18 protein-coding genes are annotated in these 14253 nt (G+C 50.7%); 10 read left to right on the top strand and 8 right to left on the bottom strand.

What is annotated here, in order from left to right; translation table 11 throughout:
• Positions 1-85: 85 nt before the first annotated feature.
• From QQL65_RS01455 to QQL65_RS01440, 4 genes are all read right to left on the bottom strand, one after another.
• A complete protein-coding gene (locus tag QQL65_RS01455) occupies positions 86-427 on the bottom strand; it encodes a tRNA-binding protein (protein WP_284361321.1) in 342 nt (113 codons plus the stop codon).
• On the bottom strand, positions 424-1242 hold the full coding sequence (proC, locus tag QQL65_RS01450; RefSeq protein WP_284361318.1) for a pyrroline-5-carboxylate reductase: 819 nt from the start codon (positions 1240-1242) through the stop codon (positions 424-426). The genes QQL65_RS01455 and proC overlap by 4 nt, the downstream gene beginning before the upstream one ends.
• A gap of 11 nt (positions 1243-1253) precedes the next feature.
• Positions 1254-1754 (bottom strand): type III secretion system chaperone family protein, encoded by a 501-nt coding sequence (locus tag QQL65_RS01445; RefSeq protein ID WP_284361315.1) that lies wholly within the window; start codon positions 1752-1754, stop codon positions 1254-1256.
• Between the two features lie 322 nt (positions 1755-2076).
• Entirely contained in the window at positions 2077-2328 is a 252-nt protein-coding gene (locus QQL65_RS01440; RefSeq protein ID WP_284361313.1) for an accessory factor UbiK family protein, read from the bottom strand.
• A gap of 134 nt (positions 2329-2462) precedes the next feature.
• Here QQL65_RS01440 and lgt point away from each other — a divergent pair, with 134 nt between their 5' ends.
• From lgt to ychF, 7 genes are all read left to right on the top strand, one after another.
• Positions 2463-3335 carry a prolipoprotein diacylglyceryl transferase gene (gene lgt / locus QQL65_RS01435; RefSeq protein ID WP_431357046.1) on the top strand — a complete coding sequence of 291 codons (873 nt, stop codon included), beginning with the start codon at positions 2463-2465 and terminating at the stop codon, positions 3333-3335.
• Positions 3332-4420: a class I SAM-dependent methyltransferase gene (locus QQL65_RS01430; RefSeq protein ID WP_284361309.1), complete on the top strand. Its 1089-nt coding sequence runs from the start codon at positions 3332-3334 to the stop codon at positions 4418-4420. The genes lgt and QQL65_RS01430 overlap by 4 nt, the downstream gene beginning before the upstream one ends.
• The gene (gene pgeF / locus QQL65_RS01425; protein ID WP_284361307.1) at positions 4417-5187 is read left to right on the top strand and encodes a peptidoglycan editing factor PgeF; all 771 of its coding nucleotides are present in this window, start codon (positions 4417-4419) and stop codon (positions 5185-5187) included. The genes QQL65_RS01430 and pgeF overlap by 4 nt, the downstream gene beginning before the upstream one ends.
• 139 nt (positions 5188-5326) lie before the next feature.
• Positions 5327-6259: a ribose-phosphate pyrophosphokinase gene (locus tag QQL65_RS01420; protein ID WP_284361306.1), complete on the top strand. Its 933-nt coding sequence runs from the start codon at positions 5327-5329 to the stop codon at positions 6257-6259.
• A 238-nt stretch (positions 6260-6497) separates the two neighbouring features.
• Positions 6498-7145 carry a 50S ribosomal protein L25/general stress protein Ctc gene (locus QQL65_RS01415; RefSeq protein WP_284361304.1) on the top strand — a complete coding sequence of 216 codons (648 nt, stop codon included), beginning with the start codon at positions 6498-6500 and terminating at the stop codon, positions 7143-7145.
• A gap of 128 nt (positions 7146-7273) precedes the next feature.
• Complete coding sequence (gene pth / locus QQL65_RS01410; protein ID WP_284361302.1) at positions 7274-7999, top strand: aminoacyl-tRNA hydrolase; 726 nt, start codon at positions 7274-7276, stop codon at positions 7997-7999.
• A gap of 3 nt (positions 8000-8002) precedes the next feature.
• Positions 8003-9100 carry a redox-regulated ATPase YchF gene (gene ychF / locus QQL65_RS01405; protein WP_284361300.1) on the top strand — a complete coding sequence of 366 codons (1098 nt, stop codon included), beginning with the start codon at positions 8003-8005 and terminating at the stop codon, positions 9098-9100.
• A gap of 44 nt (positions 9101-9144) precedes the next feature.
• On the opposite strand, the gene QQL65_RS01400 is transcribed toward ychF, so the two are convergent.
• Positions 9145-9474 carry a hypothetical protein gene (locus QQL65_RS01400; RefSeq protein ID WP_284361297.1) on the bottom strand — a complete coding sequence of 110 codons (330 nt, stop codon included), beginning with the start codon at positions 9472-9474 and terminating at the stop codon, positions 9145-9147.
• A gap of 310 nt (positions 9475-9784) precedes the next feature.
• Here QQL65_RS01400 and QQL65_RS01395 point away from each other — a divergent pair, with 310 nt between their 5' ends.
• The 3 genes from QQL65_RS01395 (at position 9785) to QQL65_RS01385 (ending at position 11253) form a co-directional block, all read left to right on the top strand.
• Entirely contained in the window at positions 9785-10279 is a 495-nt protein-coding gene (locus QQL65_RS01395; protein ID WP_284361295.1) for a MaoC family dehydratase, read from the top strand.
• Positions 10276-10827 (top strand): MaoC family dehydratase, encoded by a 552-nt coding sequence (locus QQL65_RS01390; RefSeq protein WP_284361292.1) that lies wholly within the window; start codon positions 10276-10278, stop codon positions 10825-10827. Before QQL65_RS01395 ends, QQL65_RS01390 begins: the two co-directional genes overlap by 4 nt.
• Positions 10828-11115: 288 nt before the next feature.
• A complete protein-coding gene (locus tag QQL65_RS01385) occupies positions 11116-11253 on the top strand; it encodes a hypothetical protein (RefSeq protein ID WP_284361290.1) in 138 nt (45 codons plus the stop codon).
• A 148-nt stretch (positions 11254-11401) separates the two neighbouring features.
• Here the strand turns inward: QQL65_RS01385 and QQL65_RS01380 are convergent, their stop codons facing one another.
• The 3 genes from QQL65_RS01380 to QQL65_RS01370 form a co-directional block, all read right to left on the bottom strand.
• Positions 11402-12034: a LysE family translocator gene (locus tag QQL65_RS01380; protein ID WP_284361287.1), complete on the bottom strand. Its 633-nt coding sequence runs from the start codon at positions 12032-12034 to the stop codon at positions 11402-11404.
• Between the two features lie 79 nt (positions 12035-12113).
• Complete coding sequence (locus QQL65_RS01375; protein WP_284361284.1) at positions 12114-12767, bottom strand: pyridoxamine 5'-phosphate oxidase family protein; 654 nt, start codon at positions 12765-12767, stop codon at positions 12114-12116.
• Positions 12768-12938: 171 nt separating this feature from the next.
• Entirely contained in the window at positions 12939-13466 is a 528-nt protein-coding gene (locus tag QQL65_RS01370; RefSeq protein ID WP_284361282.1) for an adenine phosphoribosyltransferase, read from the bottom strand.
• Positions 13467-14253: the final 787 nt, after the last annotated feature.

The following is a 14253-nucleotide window of genomic DNA, read 5'->3' as shown; positions in this document are numbered from 1 at the left end:
TCACAAATTTGGAACAATGCCGAATTGACCAACGAAACTAATACTTTAGTTCTCAGGTAACATTTATTCGCTTTTGTGGGGCTCTCTAGATCAGGCGTTTGCCATTCGGCACGGCGCGCTCGGTTGCAGCAAGCACAATGTCCCCGTTTTCATCCTCAAAACCAAGCGTTAAAACTTCTGAACGCAACGGACCGATTTGCCGTGGCGGAAAATTGACCACAGCCATGACTTGGCGACCAACAAGCGCATCTGCATCGTAATGTGTCGTAATTTGCGCAGATGACTTTTTGACCCCGATTTCGCTGCCAAAATCGATCAGCAGAATATGTGCAGGCTTGCGCGCCTCAGGGAATGGCCGCACTTCAACAATTGTCCCGGTGCGAATGTCCACTTTCAAAAAGTCATCAAAGCTAATCTCGTCACTCACGAGCCTAGCTCCTCGCTTCGCTTTCGGGCCGCGGTTACAGCTTTCACCATCAAATCGGTCAAGCCTTCTTCGCCCATCAAAATCTGCAGAGCAGCGAAAGTTGTTCCGTTCGGAGAAGTCACATTTTCCCGCAACGTGCTTGGCGGCGTATTTGGCTCCGCCTCCAAAAGCATGGCTGATCCAACAACGGTTTGCCGCGCAAGGTCCATCGCCAGAGCGGCTGGCAAGCCTTGCGCTTCACCAGCGGCAGCCAATGCTTCGACCATGTTAAAAATATAGGCCGGGCCAGAACCAGAAACGCCTGTGACTGCGTTGATATGATCTTCTTTTTCAACCCAAAAAGTGCGGCCAGATGCATCAAGCAAGTTGTCAACAACCACCTGATCTTCATACTCAACACCGGTTCCTGCAAAAGCGCCAATGGCACCGCGTCCAATTTTGGCAGGGGTATTCGGGATTGTTCGTACAATCCTTTTGGTGCCCAACGCTTCGCTCATTTGTGCAATTGATATGCCTGCCATAACCGAAACAACTAGTGTGTTTTCATCAACGCATGCCTTGGCAGCAGGCAAAACGTCGGGCGCAACTTGCGGCTTAACCGCCAAAACCAAAACTTGCGCGGGTTTTGCCGGTGGCTGCGCCAAAGTCGTAATGGAAATCTCAGATGCTTTGTGCCGCACCGCCGGAGCTGGGTTTGGATCAACCAAAATCAACTGATCAGGCGACAGGCCAGCTTCCAACCAGCCTACGGCCATAGCCATACCCATTTGCCCAGCGCCTACAAGAACAACTGGCCCAACATCAAATAATGGCATTTTTTAAAGTCCTAAGCTTCACCAACAGTTTCAAACATAACATGTGATAAAGCTTCGTCGGCTGGTTTTCCAGCCCAGACAACAAATTGGAACGCTTGATAATATTGGTCGCAGCTTTCGACCGCAGAATGCAAAAGCGCTTCGCATTGCTGCGGCGTCACTTCCGCACCACCGCTGAGCAAGTGCGAATTACGGAACAGAACCATGTTCTCTTTGTTCCAAATGTCGAAATGGCCAATCCAAAGCTGTTCGTTGACCTTAGAGATCAGTTGTTTGACCTCGACACGGCGCGCTTCTGGTATCTTTAGATCAAACGCGCACGCGATGTGCAGCGATTCTAGATCTTCCATCCAAGAGAAGGAGACATGATAATCGCTCCAGCCGCCACGAATAGAGATTGAAATCTCATCCGCATCGGCCCGCTCAAACGACCAATCATTAATGCCTGCAATGTGCTCGATGATATCCACCGGGTGCATTGCCCGTTCAATTTCCATCTCGATCAGCGACATAATTTGCGCCTTTTCAAAGCTCGTGTTCTTAGCAGAAACGGGAATATGCGAGAGGGAGAAATCCAGCAAATCCCATATGTGATACGCAACTTCAAGATTTGAAAAGCCGGTACGCTGACCTTTGGATTGGGTCAGCGTTCGTTGCGAATCTATTCTGCGTTAACGAACTTTAACCCGACCATCCGTTGTGGGAATTGTAAAAGAACGATTCCCACCAAATCTCTTGTGGATGATCAGGCCGCGATGGTTAACAGCTTGTTAATATCAAGGGTTATTCACAACCCTTTGATGTATTGAAATGAAACAGTTTAGGGTCTGGACCCTAGCTTGATTTTTTCTTTGAGCGTAGCGCATCCAGCTCTTTGCGCAATTCAGCAATTTCTTCGCCTTGGATTTGCACGAGCTCACGTAACGCGTCGAACTCTTCACGCTTGGCCAAGTCCATATCATTGACCAAACGCTCCATCTGCGCCTTTACAGCAGTTTCCGCTTCGCGCCGCACGCCGTCAGCAACACCAGCAGCGTCGTTCATCAATTTGCCCAAATCGTCAAAGATTTTGTTTCCGTCAGCCATGGCAATGCCCCTTTAAAGGTCGGAGAAAATGATCATATTCAAATCAGTTATGTAAGCATCAATTGCTTCCTTGACCAGTGCTATGGTGAAATGCATGGTGCGATAAATTACCCCAATCCAAAGTGAGACAAGCTTTGCCCTTTCCCAACATCGATCCCATCGCCCTGTCGCTTGGGCCCATCGTAATCCGCTGGTACGCCCTTGCTTACCTTGCAGGCATCTTGTTTGCATGGGGTTATGGTCGTCATCTTGTGTTGCAAAAACCGTTGTGGGGCAAGGTTCAGCCACCCCTCACCCCAAATCAACTTATCGACTTTGTGTTTTGGGCTGTTATCGGCGTAATAATTGGCGGTCGACTGGGCTATGTGCTGTTCTACGACATACTCCTAAGCGCCGGGCTAAACGCTAAAGACGGGTTTAGCGCCATTTATGCAGGCAGCTATTATCTGCAAAACCCAATGGATATCCCGCAAATTTGGCAAGGAGGCATGTCCTTCCACGGCGGCCTGTTTGGCCTTGTGGCCGCCATGTGGTTCTACGCCCGGCATATCAAGTCGAATTTCCTCTCCGCAATTGATCTATTGGCCCTCACCACACCGTTTGGATTGTTGTTCGGTCGTATCGCCAACTTCATCAATGGCGAGCTTTATGGCCGCGTCACCGATATGCCGTGGGGGGTGATATTCCCAACAGGCGGCCCGGAACCACGGCACCCGAGCCAACTATATGAGGGCCTACTGGAAGGCTTATTGCTCTTCGTTATCTTGCGCGTCGTCAGCCACAATCTTGCAGGCTTGCGCAAACCTGGACTTGCTGCAGGCATTTTTGGCGCCGGCTATGGGCTTAGCCGCATCTTAGTGGAAACCGTGCGCGAGCCAGATGCGCATATCGGCGTCCTTCCCTACAATTTGACCATGGGCATGATCTTGTCCGCGCCAATTGCGCTTGCGGGCGTCCTGTTGATCTGGAACGCACTTCGCAAACACCCAACGGCGCGCGCAATATGAGTGACCACGATCTTTCATTGAGCGAACTCATCAATGTGCAATTGATGGCGCAGGGACCAATGTCCTTATCGACTTATATGAGTATTGCGCTAACCCACCCAACGCTAGGCTATTACAAAAAGGCTGATCCGCTCGGCCAAGCGGGCGACTTCATCACCGCGCCAGAAATCAGCCAAATGTTTGGCGAAATGATTGGAATATGGATTGCGCAAACTTGGCAACAGCTGGGCAGTCCCTCCCAGTTCAGCCTTGTGGAGCTCGGGCCCGGTCGTGGCACATTGATGGCCGATTGCATTCGGGTGCTGCAACAGGTTCCCGGCATTTTGGATGCCGCCAGCATCAATTTGATCGAAACCAATCCGGTGCTGATTGAAAAGCAACGCGCCAACCTGGCCGGACAAAATGTGGTCTGGCGTTCCGAAATTGACCAGCTTGCTGTCGAAAGCGGCCCGCTACTGATCATCGCCAACGAGTTTTTCGATGCGCTACCAATCAAACAATTCCAGTTTAGCGAAGGCAAATGGCATGAACGGTTGGTCGGCCTAAAAGGCAATGACCGCCAGTGGGGCTTATCGCCTACCCCGCTCCCGCAGGAAGCCTTCCCGCAAGACCTAAACCCTGAGGAAAACGCCATCTGGGAGACCAACTTCATCGCGCAACAGGTCACCAAAGATATTGCAGACCTAATCGGCAAACGCGGCGGGGCATTGCTGGCGATTGATTATGGCTACCCAGAGAGCCAAACCGGCGAAACCTTGCAGGCACTAAAGGCCCACAAACCTGTAGATCCACTTGATGAGCCCGGTGAAGCGGACTTAACCGCCCATGTGGATTTTGGCGCGCTCACCGATGTCGCCGAGAAAGCAGGCATGAATGTTTGCAGTCTTATGACGCAAGCTCAATTCTTAAAAGCGATGGGCATCGAACCGCGCGCACACAATTTTGCCTCCGCTTCGCCCGAAGCTGCTCCCAAAATCGTCGCCGACCTCGCGCGCCTTGTTGAAGATGGCCAAATGGGCACATTGTTCAAAGCATGGTGCATGCACAACGCGCCAACGCCCCCCTACCCTTTTGAGGCAAAATGATGCCAGAAGCAGTGACCACAGAGAAACTCAAACAACAAGCCATTGCACATGGCTTTTTCGGACGCACCGGCGGTCATTCAAACTCACCCTTTGACAGCCTCAACATCTCCTTTGCGGTGGGTGATGACCCAAAGGCGGTTAATCAAAACCTTGACGACATCGCCACCCAAATCGGCGTCAGCCCAGCAAATCTGTGCCTTGTCAAACAAACGCACTCGACAATGGTCATATCTGTCACCGCCGCGTCGCCGCGCAATGACCGCATTGAGGCGGATGGCATGGTCACCGCCACCAAAGGCTTAGCGCTAGGCATCCAAACTGCAGATTGCGGGCCCGTGCTATTTGCCGACCCGAAAAATCAAATCATAGGCGGCTGCCATGCGGGCTGGAAAGGTGCAGTTGGCGGCATTGTGGGCAACACAATTGAGGCAATGGTCCAGCTGGGCGCTGAACGCCAACACATCATCGCAATACTTGGCCCTTCGATCAGGGTCGAAAGCTACGAAGTTGGTGAAAAATTCAAGGCTGATGTGCGCGCACAACATGCGCACACCGCGCCATATTTCAAACTGCCCAGCAATGCAAAAGCACCGCACTTTGACTTGCCCCATTGCATCATGGATCAGCTCGAATCGGCCAATATTGCTGACATAAGTGATCTTGAACTTTGCACATATCAAAACAGCGATAAGTTCTTTTCTCACCGCAAGGCCACACATTTGGCCGAGAAAACCGGTCGTCAATTGTCGGTGATTTCACTTTTGTGATGGATTCAGCACTAGAATCTGCGAATTGGACTTTTGAATCGGTTGAACCAACTGCAACCCCAGTATAACAAGCTCATGACAGACGGGACGTATCGCTAGACTACCCACATCTTTCTGCTTTCAAAGGGCGCGCTTCAACATGAAACTGGTGACTGGTAACTCCAACCCACAATTGGCCAAAGCTGTATCCAAATACCTGAACAACCCACTTACAGATTCTTCGGTTACAAAATTCGCGGACAAAGAGATCTTTGTTGAGATCAAAGAAAACGTTCGTGGCGAGGACGTGTTTGTTCTCCAATCAACTTCTTACCCTGCCAATGATAACCTAATGGAACTGCTGATCATCATCGACGCGCTGCGTCGCGCATCAGCCCGACGCATTACAGCTGTCATTCCATATTTCGGTTACGCCCGACAGGACAGAAAATCAGCTTCACGATCACCAATCTCCGCCAAATTGGTGGCCAATCTGATCACCGAAGCCGGCGCCAACCGCATTTTGACCCTGGATTTGCATGCACAGCAAATTCAGGGCTTTTTCGATCTACCAACAGACAACTTGCCATCTGCCCCGGTAATGGTGCGCGATATCAACGCCCACTACGACCCAAAGAATGTCATGATTGTTTCACCTGACGTTGGCGGCGTATTGCGTGCCCGCAATGTGGCTCGCCGTATTGGTGCGAACTTGGCCATCGTTGATAAACGTCGTCCAAAAGCGGGCGTTTCTGAAGTGATGAACATCATTGGTGATGTTGAAGGCCAGTCTTGCATCCTCATCGATGATATCGTGGATAGTGGCGGCACCTTGTGCAACGCGGCAGAGGCTCTGCTCGATCAAGGCGCAAAAGAAGTTTCAGCCTACATCACGCATGGCGTTTTGTCTGGCTCAGCTTGCGAGCGCATCGGCAACTCCAAGCTGAAAGAACTTGTGGTTTCAGACAGCATTTTTGAAACTGACGAAGAAAAAGCGACAGCGAATATCCGTCGCTTCTCAATTGCGCCACTTATCGGTGAAGCGATTGCACGCACAGCCGCTGAGCAATCAGTTTCGTCTCTGTTCGACTAAACCGCGTCATCAGCATCTACAAATTTCAAACGGTCGCATTCTGTGTGGCCGTTTTTGTTTTAGATCACTGGCGTTGACAGCCAAATAACAATACAAATTGCCCTCCATTTTCCCCATTGTCATATCCAATATAAAGCTATATACACCGGGGCTTGAAGCGCTGCGTGCACCCCTGGAGGACGTTAGCGCGCGATAAGGCGATAGGCGCCTTTTCGCATCAACAACTTGGAGAATATCCATGAGCGCTGAGCTTAAGGCTTCGGTGCGGGATCGGGTTGGCAAGGGGGCTGCTCGAGCACTGCGTCGTGAAGGTCTAGTTCCTGCCGTCATTTATGGCGACAACAAATCCCCACTATCTATCACAGTGACCTACAAAGATGCGATGAAACGCATCCAACAAGGTGGCTTCCTTTCACAAGTGATCAACGTTGAAGTTGATGGCGAAGAGCACCGCGTAATCCCTCGTGATTATCAGCTTGAGCCTGTACGTGACTTCCTTGTGCACGTTGATTTCTTGCGCGTTTCAAAAACATCTGTTTTGACTGTTGAAGTTCCTGTTCACTTTGTGAACGAAGAAGCCTCACCTGGTTTGAAGCGCGGTGGCGTGTTGAACGTTGTTCGTCACACTGTTGAAGTGAACGCAACTGAAGCCAACCTTCCAGAGTTCTTGGAAGTTGACCTTTCAGGTGTTGAAACTGGCGATTCAATCCACATCTCAACTGTTAAGTTGCCTGATGGTGTTACACCAACGATTACTGATCGTGACTTCACCATTGCAACCATTGCAGCTCCATCAGCTCTTAAGTCTGAAGACAATGCGGACGACGGTGAAGCTGAAGAAGTTTCTGTTGAAGTTGAAACAACAAAACAAGGCAGCGAAGAGTAACATCTTTGTGCACTTTGGGCGCGACCATACAGGCCGCGCCATTTCGGTATAGAGCGATATTGGCGGCGTGAAACAATTCGGAGGTGCCGGGGAAGCAGGTTCATCTTGCGACGGCGGCACGGTAAACGATGCACCTTCTTGTTGGCCTGGGCAATCCAGGTAAAAAATATCAAGCTCACCGACACAATGTTGGGTTTATGGCGGTGGACGCAATTGCGAACCGCCATAACCTGTCTCCCTATCGATCCAAATTCAATGCAGAAATGTCCGAAGGCGCGATAGATGGCGAGCGCGTCATCTTGCTCAAACCGCAAACCTTCATGAATGATTCTGGCACCAGCGTTGCAGCAGCTGCAAAGTTCTTCAAATTGTCCCCTGCCGACATCACCGTTCTCTATGACGAACTGGATCTTGCACCCGGCAAATTGCGGGTGAAAACTGGTGGTGGCAATGGCGGCCACAACGGCATCCGCTCAATGGAAGCGCACTTAGGCAAGGACTTTCACCGCGTGCGTATTGGCATCGGCCACCCGGGTCACAAAGACCGTGTGCATAGTCACGTGCTAGGCGACTTCGCCAAAGCCGATCAACAATGGCTAGACGACTTGCTCGATGCGATTGCAGACAATGCGGGTCTTTTAGCGGCGGGAAACGGTGCAAATTTTATGAACAAAATCGCCTTGGCGACCCAAGGCGACAAGTCAGACAATCATAGCGCGAAAAAGCAAGCGGCAAACAAAACTGCGCCCAAGGCGCAAAGCCACATCCATCAAGCGCGGCAATCAAACAAAAAAATGCCCGACAAGGGGCCAATGGCTGACATGCTAAATAAGCTGTTTGGCAAAGGAGAATAATCCGTGGGATTTAAATGCGGTATCGTTGGCCTACCCAACGTTGGTAAATCGACACTTTTTAACGCACTAACACGCACAGCAGCTGCACAAGCGGCAAACTTTCCGTTCTGTACCATTGAACCGAATGTGGGCGAAGTGAGTGTGCCAGACGAACGTTTGGACAAAATTGCTGCCATCGGCAAATCAGCAGAAATCATCCCGACACGCTTGAGTTTTGTGGATATCGCCGGTCTCGTTAAGGGTGCGGCCCAGGGCGAAGGTTTGGGCAACCAGTTTCTGGCCAACATCCGAGAAGTCGATGCCATCGCTTATGTGCTTCGTTGCTTTGAAAATGATGACATTGTGCACGTCTCCAACAAAATCGATCCAATCGCCGATGCCGAAGTGGTCGAAACTGAATTGATGTTGGCTGACATGGAAAGCCTTGAGAAGCGTATTGGCGGCTTGGAAAAGCGCCTACGTGGCCAAGACAAAGAGGCCAAAATCACCCTTGAATTGGTGCAACGTGCGTTAGCGGTGTTGCAGGACGGCAAACCTGCCCGCAATGTTGAAATCGCTGATGACGAGAAAAAAGCGTTCAAAGAACTGAACCTTCTCACATCAAAACCAGCACTCTATATCTGCAATGTGGATGAGGATTCCGCTGCTGACGGCAACGAAATGACTAAGCGGGTCGCAGAATATGCGGCAGAGCAAAACGCGCGCTCGGTTATCATCTCAGCAGAAATCGAAAGCGAGTTGAGCCAGCTCGAAGACGATGAACAAAAAGAATTTCTTGAAACGCTAGGACTTGAAGAGCCAGGTCTGAACCGTATCATCCGTGAAGGCTACAAGCTCTTGAACTTGCAGACCTACTTCACGGTCGGACCAAAAGAAGCCCGCGCGTGGACGGTCCCCGTTGGCACCAAAGCCCCGCAAGCCGCTGGTGTCATCCACACCGACTTCGAACGCGGCTTCATCCGCGCCCAAACCATCGCCTATGATGACTTTGTTGAGCTAGGTGGCGAAGCCGCCGCCAAAGAAGCCGGCAAGGCACGCGACGAAGGAAAAGAATATGTGGTGAAGGACGGCGACATTATGCTGTTCAAGTTCAACACATAGTTTCTGCGAGTAGACATACAATAAACGAAGGCAAAGCGTGTAAATCACTCTTTGCCTTTAAAAATCCGTTTCGTACCCCACCATGCCAAGTCGCTGAGCCGCCAAACGACGCCCCACGCAAGACCAAGAGAACACCAAAACAACATCCCTTGGATGTGCCCTTTAGATCCACTTAAAACTTGTTCAAACATGAATGCTCCGCCAATTATGGCGAAAACAATAACTGGAATGATCGCTCCGGCGACCGGAACCGCTAAATTCTTCCACCCGCCAAGAGCATTTGCATCTAGCAGCGCTTCAATCGGAGCGAAAAGAAAAAGTGCCCCAGCGGTTGCAGGTATCACCGCAATAAACGGCAAGAACCATATAATCATGGCGTCACGCGAATTCGAACCCAAATATATTATCAGAATTGGCGTGCAAGATATCGTGACCGACACAACAACTCGAAAAACAAACGAAATCATATTAATCTCAGTAGTAAAGTGTTTTTCATGTGCTACCGGTTGCTCGTCAATAAACCGCTAATGATCATAAATTGCTGGGACGTGTCACCCAAACATTTGATTCCCTAACTTTTCCAAAGGAAACAACCTTCTTGCGCAGAAATTTTCGGGTTGCCGTTAACGTCAATTTGTGTACGATAACGGCATTTAAGAATTCTGTGACGAGGCATCACGTTTCATGAGCAATCCGATCACCAAAGACCGCCGACATTTTGAAGACTTGCGAGTCGGCGAAGTCATTCAGTTGGGAGAACGTAAACTCTCCAAGGATGACATCATCTCATTTGCCAAAGAATTTGACCCACTTCCTTTCCATTTGGATGAAGAAGTTGCCAAAAAGTCTTTGCTTGGTGGCCTTGCATCAAGTGGATGGCAAACAGCAGGGTTTAGCCTGCGCATGCTGGTAGACGAATTCCTATCCAAAGTGGCGGGCATGGGCGGATTGGGGTTCGATAACCTCAAGTGGAAACGGCCGTTGATGAAGAACGATACGCTCACTGGCACCATCACAGTCTCCTCCTTGCGCCGCTCCCAATCCAATCCTGAAATGGGCATTGTGGTGCTCGACTTCGATATGCGAAACCAAAAAGACCAACAGGTTATGACCCTTAGCCTCACCAATCTGGTCGAGGTCCGCGACCCATCAGCCCCGATTAAGGGAGATGCCGCATGACCCTTTGGTTTGAAGATATCGACGATGTTACAGTTTGGCCCTTGGGGGATTACACCTTTACCGAAGAGGAGATTATCCGCTTCGCCAAGCGCTATGACCCACAATATTTCCACATTGACCCGGAAGCCGCAAAACACAGTCACTTCGGCGGGCTAATTGCCTCTGGTTGGCACACTGTTTCTGTAGGCCACAAAATTATGGTCGACTTCATGTATGCCCATGATGCTGAGCAGCGCGCAAAGGGCGAAGAGCCTGGCGTTTCCGGCCCCTCCCCGGGTGTAAACAAGATGGAGTTCAAAGCCCCAGTACGCCCAGGCGACACCATCCGCTTTGATCTCACCGTCAAGAACAAGCGCAAGTCAAATTCATTGCCCGGCTGGGGACTATTGACCAGTATCATCAGCGCCTACAACCAAGACGACGAACTTGTGTACCGCTCAGAGATCGCCAGTTTTTCCAAACTCCGCGACTACAAGCCGAAGCTGAAAGAACGCGTACTGCTCGCAATGGCTGCCATGCCGGTGTTCCGCAAGCTGTTGCGCAAATAGCACGCGGCGCATTTCGCTTCTTACCCTTATTGACAGGTCGCGCCATTTGCGCGACCTTTGCCGCGTTCCAATCAAGAGGTGACGCCTAAAATGATCAGCTAGAACCTATCGACGTGACTTATTTGCTTTGCGAAATGCGTGCACCTGTGCGCATGCGAGCATATGGGACGAGATAGATTTGATAGCGATCATGCGACGACTTTGTTTCGTCCCCCGCGTCTAATTTCCTTTCATTTTAATACTTTCAATGCGCCTATTTTGGCGCGCTCAATCCTCATGGAGAGCATCATGGATCAGAGTCCGACACCCATCAAACCCACAAATTTCGAATATGGCGCCAACATCGCATTGCGCCGCCTGATGGAAGGAACTCCTTATGAAAGCCCCATTCACACACGTAAATCCAAAGGCAAACAAAGGCTTTAAGCAACCTAACCTTGGAAAACAAAGCCAGCCTCAATTTACCAACAAACTGCCGAAGAAGGCGCAGCCCAAACTGCCAACGCAGCAAAGCCTGGCTGAATTCTTGAAGAAGAACTAGCTCGTGCTTTTAGGGCTCGGCAATCGCCGGGCCCTACCCCTGAATAATTAACTTTAACCCTGCTGCGCCAAATATGGCGGCAAACACGCCTTGCACCCAACGGCGAACTTTGAAGTAGGCCTTGATCATCCGATCCGTTGAGAAAAACAAGGCATATGAGAAGTTGATCAGAAGCGATAAGCAATAGGCGCCGCCGAACACCACAAAGCTCATCCACCACGGTGCACCGGGCTGCAAACCAAGCGTGATCACCGCCGCCCATGCAAACAGTGCTTTTGGGTTGGTGGTGTGCAACACAAAGCCACCCGCATATTGCTTCCAAAGCGATTTACCACCAATGTCCCCCTGCTCCGGGTCATCGACGGCCGCAGCATTTTTTCCGGCCTTATAGGCCATCCAAAGCAGATAGATGCCGCCCAAGATTTTTAGCCAATAAAGCACGCCGGCAAACGATGATATAAACGCCACCATGCCAAACACGGCAAACATGCCCCACAAGAATGATCCGGAAACGATGCCAGCTGCCTTTGCGATGCCCTGAGGCCGCCCCAATGACATCGAGGCCCCCGCAATAGCAAGCGTCGCGGGGCCCGGGCTCGCGACAGCTAGGAAGAAAACGAAATAGGCCAGCGCTAGGTTAGGCAGATGCGCGATGATGATATCCATTGGCAGATAGTCCGTTCCCGTAGTTATTCCTCGCGATGGTATTCACGGTTTGAAGTTGGCACAGCATCAATTTGTGAAATCAATACATGGTACTGCGGTAGTCTTGCTCCAGCTCATCATCAAGCTTTTTCTGCTCGTCATGTCCGCGAGGTGCGTCGCCGGTTTGATCGAGGATCATTTTCACCAGTGATGGCATGTCCTGTCTGTCTTGATGCTGTTTCTCATCCCAAAGTTTTGATCTCCGGAATGCCTTTGCGCAGTGCAAAAACACGGTGTCAATCTCAACAACAACCGCAATTTTTGGCACTTTGCCATTGACTGACATTTGGGCCAGCAGGTCCGCGTCAGTCACCAGTTTCGCACGCCCATTGACCCTAAGAGTGTCGTCAAATCCCGGAATAATGAAAATCAGGCCGACTGCCGCGTTGGAAATAATGTTGTTTAAACTATCGAGCCGATTGTTGCCGGGGCGATCGGGCAACGCAATGGTACGGCTATCGAGTATTTTGACAAAACCTGCGGCATCACCTCGTGGCGAAACGTCCGCCTTGCCACTAATATTTTGAGTACCCAAGCACAAAAATGGTGATCGTGCGATTAACTCTTGCGCGTAATGATCTAACTCCGTTTGCACTTTTTTCTGCGCCAGATCGTGTGTTTTTCCGAACAGTTTCCGTAACTCACCCTCTGAGTTGACGATCAATGTCTGGTCATTATCCCAGCGTTTTTCCATTTCTTTCCTCGCGGGCTGCCATGCGCAGCCAACCCGCCAAACACGTTCCTGCGGAATACAAACATTATTTAATTCATGAGTCAAATTAAATAATGTTATTTGCAATTTGCCAGGTTGTGTTCAGGGGTACCGAGGTTCATTTTCGACAATGGGAGCGCCGACTAACAGTAATCAATCGCCTTCAAACTCAACCAAGAAATGCGTCTCAACGTCCTGCGCGCGGATCTTCTCAGCGCCGCCCAAATCCGGCAAATCGATCACAAACGCTGAATGGTTCAATGTTGCGCCAGTTCGACGGATCAGCGAGATCGCAGCAATGGCCGTGCCCCCTGTTGCCACAAGGTCATCGACAAGTAAAACATGGTCGCCGGCTTTCACCGCGCCTGCATGCATCTCAATGGTATCCACGCCATATTCAAGCGCGTAATTTTGGCCGATGGTTTCACCTGGAAGTTTTCCCGCTTTGCGGATCGGGATAAATCCTACGCCCAACTCAATTGCCAACCCAGCACCAAAAATAAAGCCGCGCGCCTCGATACCTGCCACATGGGTTATGCCTTGGTCCCGAAACGGGTCAGCAAGCTTTTGCACGCTTTCTTTAAAGCCCTCAGGATGCTCAATCAGCGACGTGATATCGCGGAACATAACCCCAGCTTTTGGGTAATCAGGAATGGTACGGATAAGTGATTTTAGATCCATGGTTCGCGCCCTTGGCGTTGGCTGCTCGGACGTCTGAAACCACCTCGGTCGCGCCCGCCATCCCTACGATTACCAAGCTTTGCGCACAACTGACAGCACCTAATTGCCGATTTACCCATATTGTTGATCATCTGGTCAGTTTCCGATTCGACTGCATCGAGGCTTTTTTCCGTAACCGTTACTTCTTCCCACGATTGTTGACCTCCTTTGCATTCTGAAATCGACCATCCACACGCCCTCATCCTGAGCTTGTGGAAGGATCGAAGGCTTGTTGATCTTCCGCCTCGCCCTTCGACAAGCTCAGGGTGAGGCTTCTTTCACGCTGCTGTCGCCTATGGTGCTTCTCCGGCCACACCCTCTCCCGTCATCCCCGCGTAGGCGGGGATCCAGGCAGGAATGTCAAAAGTACCAAAGCGCTTCATTTCAACCGACAGTCAGACCTAGATTCCCGCCTTCGCGGGAATGACAGCAGTACGTTATAGATGCGTTATCCTTTCCGGTTGCCTTTCTTCAACAACCAACATCTCCGCCATGTTTCCATGCAGAGCTTCAACAAATGCGGCAGCGCGAGACAATGAATGGCTCTGTAGTTGCGCAAAAAGTAAGTAGAGACAAACAATGTCTCGCGCTCAGCCAAATGCTGCTTAGCTTCAAACTGCCCCGAGGTGCTCACCCATTTATCCTCTCAGCAACATCATGACCCGTTGATCGGTCATTGGAATATCTTTTTGAGCCGCCGTCGCGGTCTTGCGACCGCTTCCCCGGCACCCCCGCCAATTGCTGCCCG

The sequence above is a fragment of the Maritalea porphyrae genome, from assembly GCF_030159895.1.
GTDB classification, from domain to species: domain Bacteria; phylum Pseudomonadota; class Alphaproteobacteria; order Rhizobiales; family Devosiaceae; genus Maritalea; species Maritalea porphyrae.
This window is presented reverse-complemented; position numbering and strand designations above follow the sequence as displayed.

Excerpts from the sequence above, each read along its gene's own strand:
- proC (WP_284361318.1), bottom strand. The coding sequence starts at position 1,242 with ATGCCATTATTTGATGTTGGGCCAGTTGTTCTTGTAGGCGCTGGGCAA.
- QQL65_RS01445 (WP_284361315.1), bottom strand. The coding sequence starts at position 1,754 with ATGTCGCTGATCGAGATGGAAATTGAACGGGCAATGCACCCGGTGGAT.
- QQL65_RS01440 (WP_284361313.1), bottom strand. The coding sequence starts at position 2,328 with ATGGCTGACGGAAACAAAATCTTTGACGATTTGGGCAAATTGATGAAC.
- QQL65_RS01430 (WP_284361309.1), top strand. The coding sequence starts at position 3,332 with ATGAGTGACCACGATCTTTCATTGAGCGAACTCATCAATGTGCAATTG.
- pgeF (WP_284361307.1), top strand. The coding sequence starts at position 4,417 with ATGATGCCAGAAGCAGTGACCACAGAGAAACTCAAACAACAAGCCATT.
- QQL65_RS01420 (WP_284361306.1), top strand. The coding sequence starts at position 5,327 with ATGAAACTGGTGACTGGTAACTCCAACCCACAATTGGCCAAAGCTGTA.
- QQL65_RS01415 (WP_284361304.1), top strand. The coding sequence starts at position 6,498 with ATGAGCGCTGAGCTTAAGGCTTCGGTGCGGGATCGGGTTGGCAAGGGG.
- pth (WP_284361302.1), top strand. The coding sequence starts at position 7,274 with ATGCACCTTCTTGTTGGCCTGGGCAATCCAGGTAAAAAATATCAAGCT.
- QQL65_RS01400 (WP_284361297.1), bottom strand. The coding sequence starts at position 9,474 with ATGATTATATGGTTCTTGCCGTTTATTGCGGTGATACCTGCAACCGCT.
- QQL65_RS01395 (WP_284361295.1), top strand. The coding sequence starts at position 9,785 with ATGAGCAATCCGATCACCAAAGACCGCCGACATTTTGAAGACTTGCGA.
- QQL65_RS01390 (WP_284361292.1), top strand. The coding sequence starts at position 10,276 with ATGACCCTTTGGTTTGAAGATATCGACGATGTTACAGTTTGGCCCTTG.
- QQL65_RS01385 (WP_284361290.1), top strand. The coding sequence starts at position 11,116 with ATGGATCAGAGTCCGACACCCATCAAACCCACAAATTTCGAATATGGC.
- QQL65_RS01380 (WP_284361287.1), bottom strand. The coding sequence starts at position 12,034 with ATGGATATCATCATCGCGCATCTGCCTAACCTAGCGCTGGCCTATTTC.
- QQL65_RS01375 (WP_284361284.1), bottom strand. The coding sequence starts at position 12,767 with ATGGAAAAACGCTGGGATAATGACCAGACATTGATCGTCAACTCAGAG.
- QQL65_RS01370 (WP_284361282.1), bottom strand. The coding sequence starts at position 13,466 with ATGGATCTAAAATCACTTATCCGTACCATTCCTGATTACCCAAAAGCT.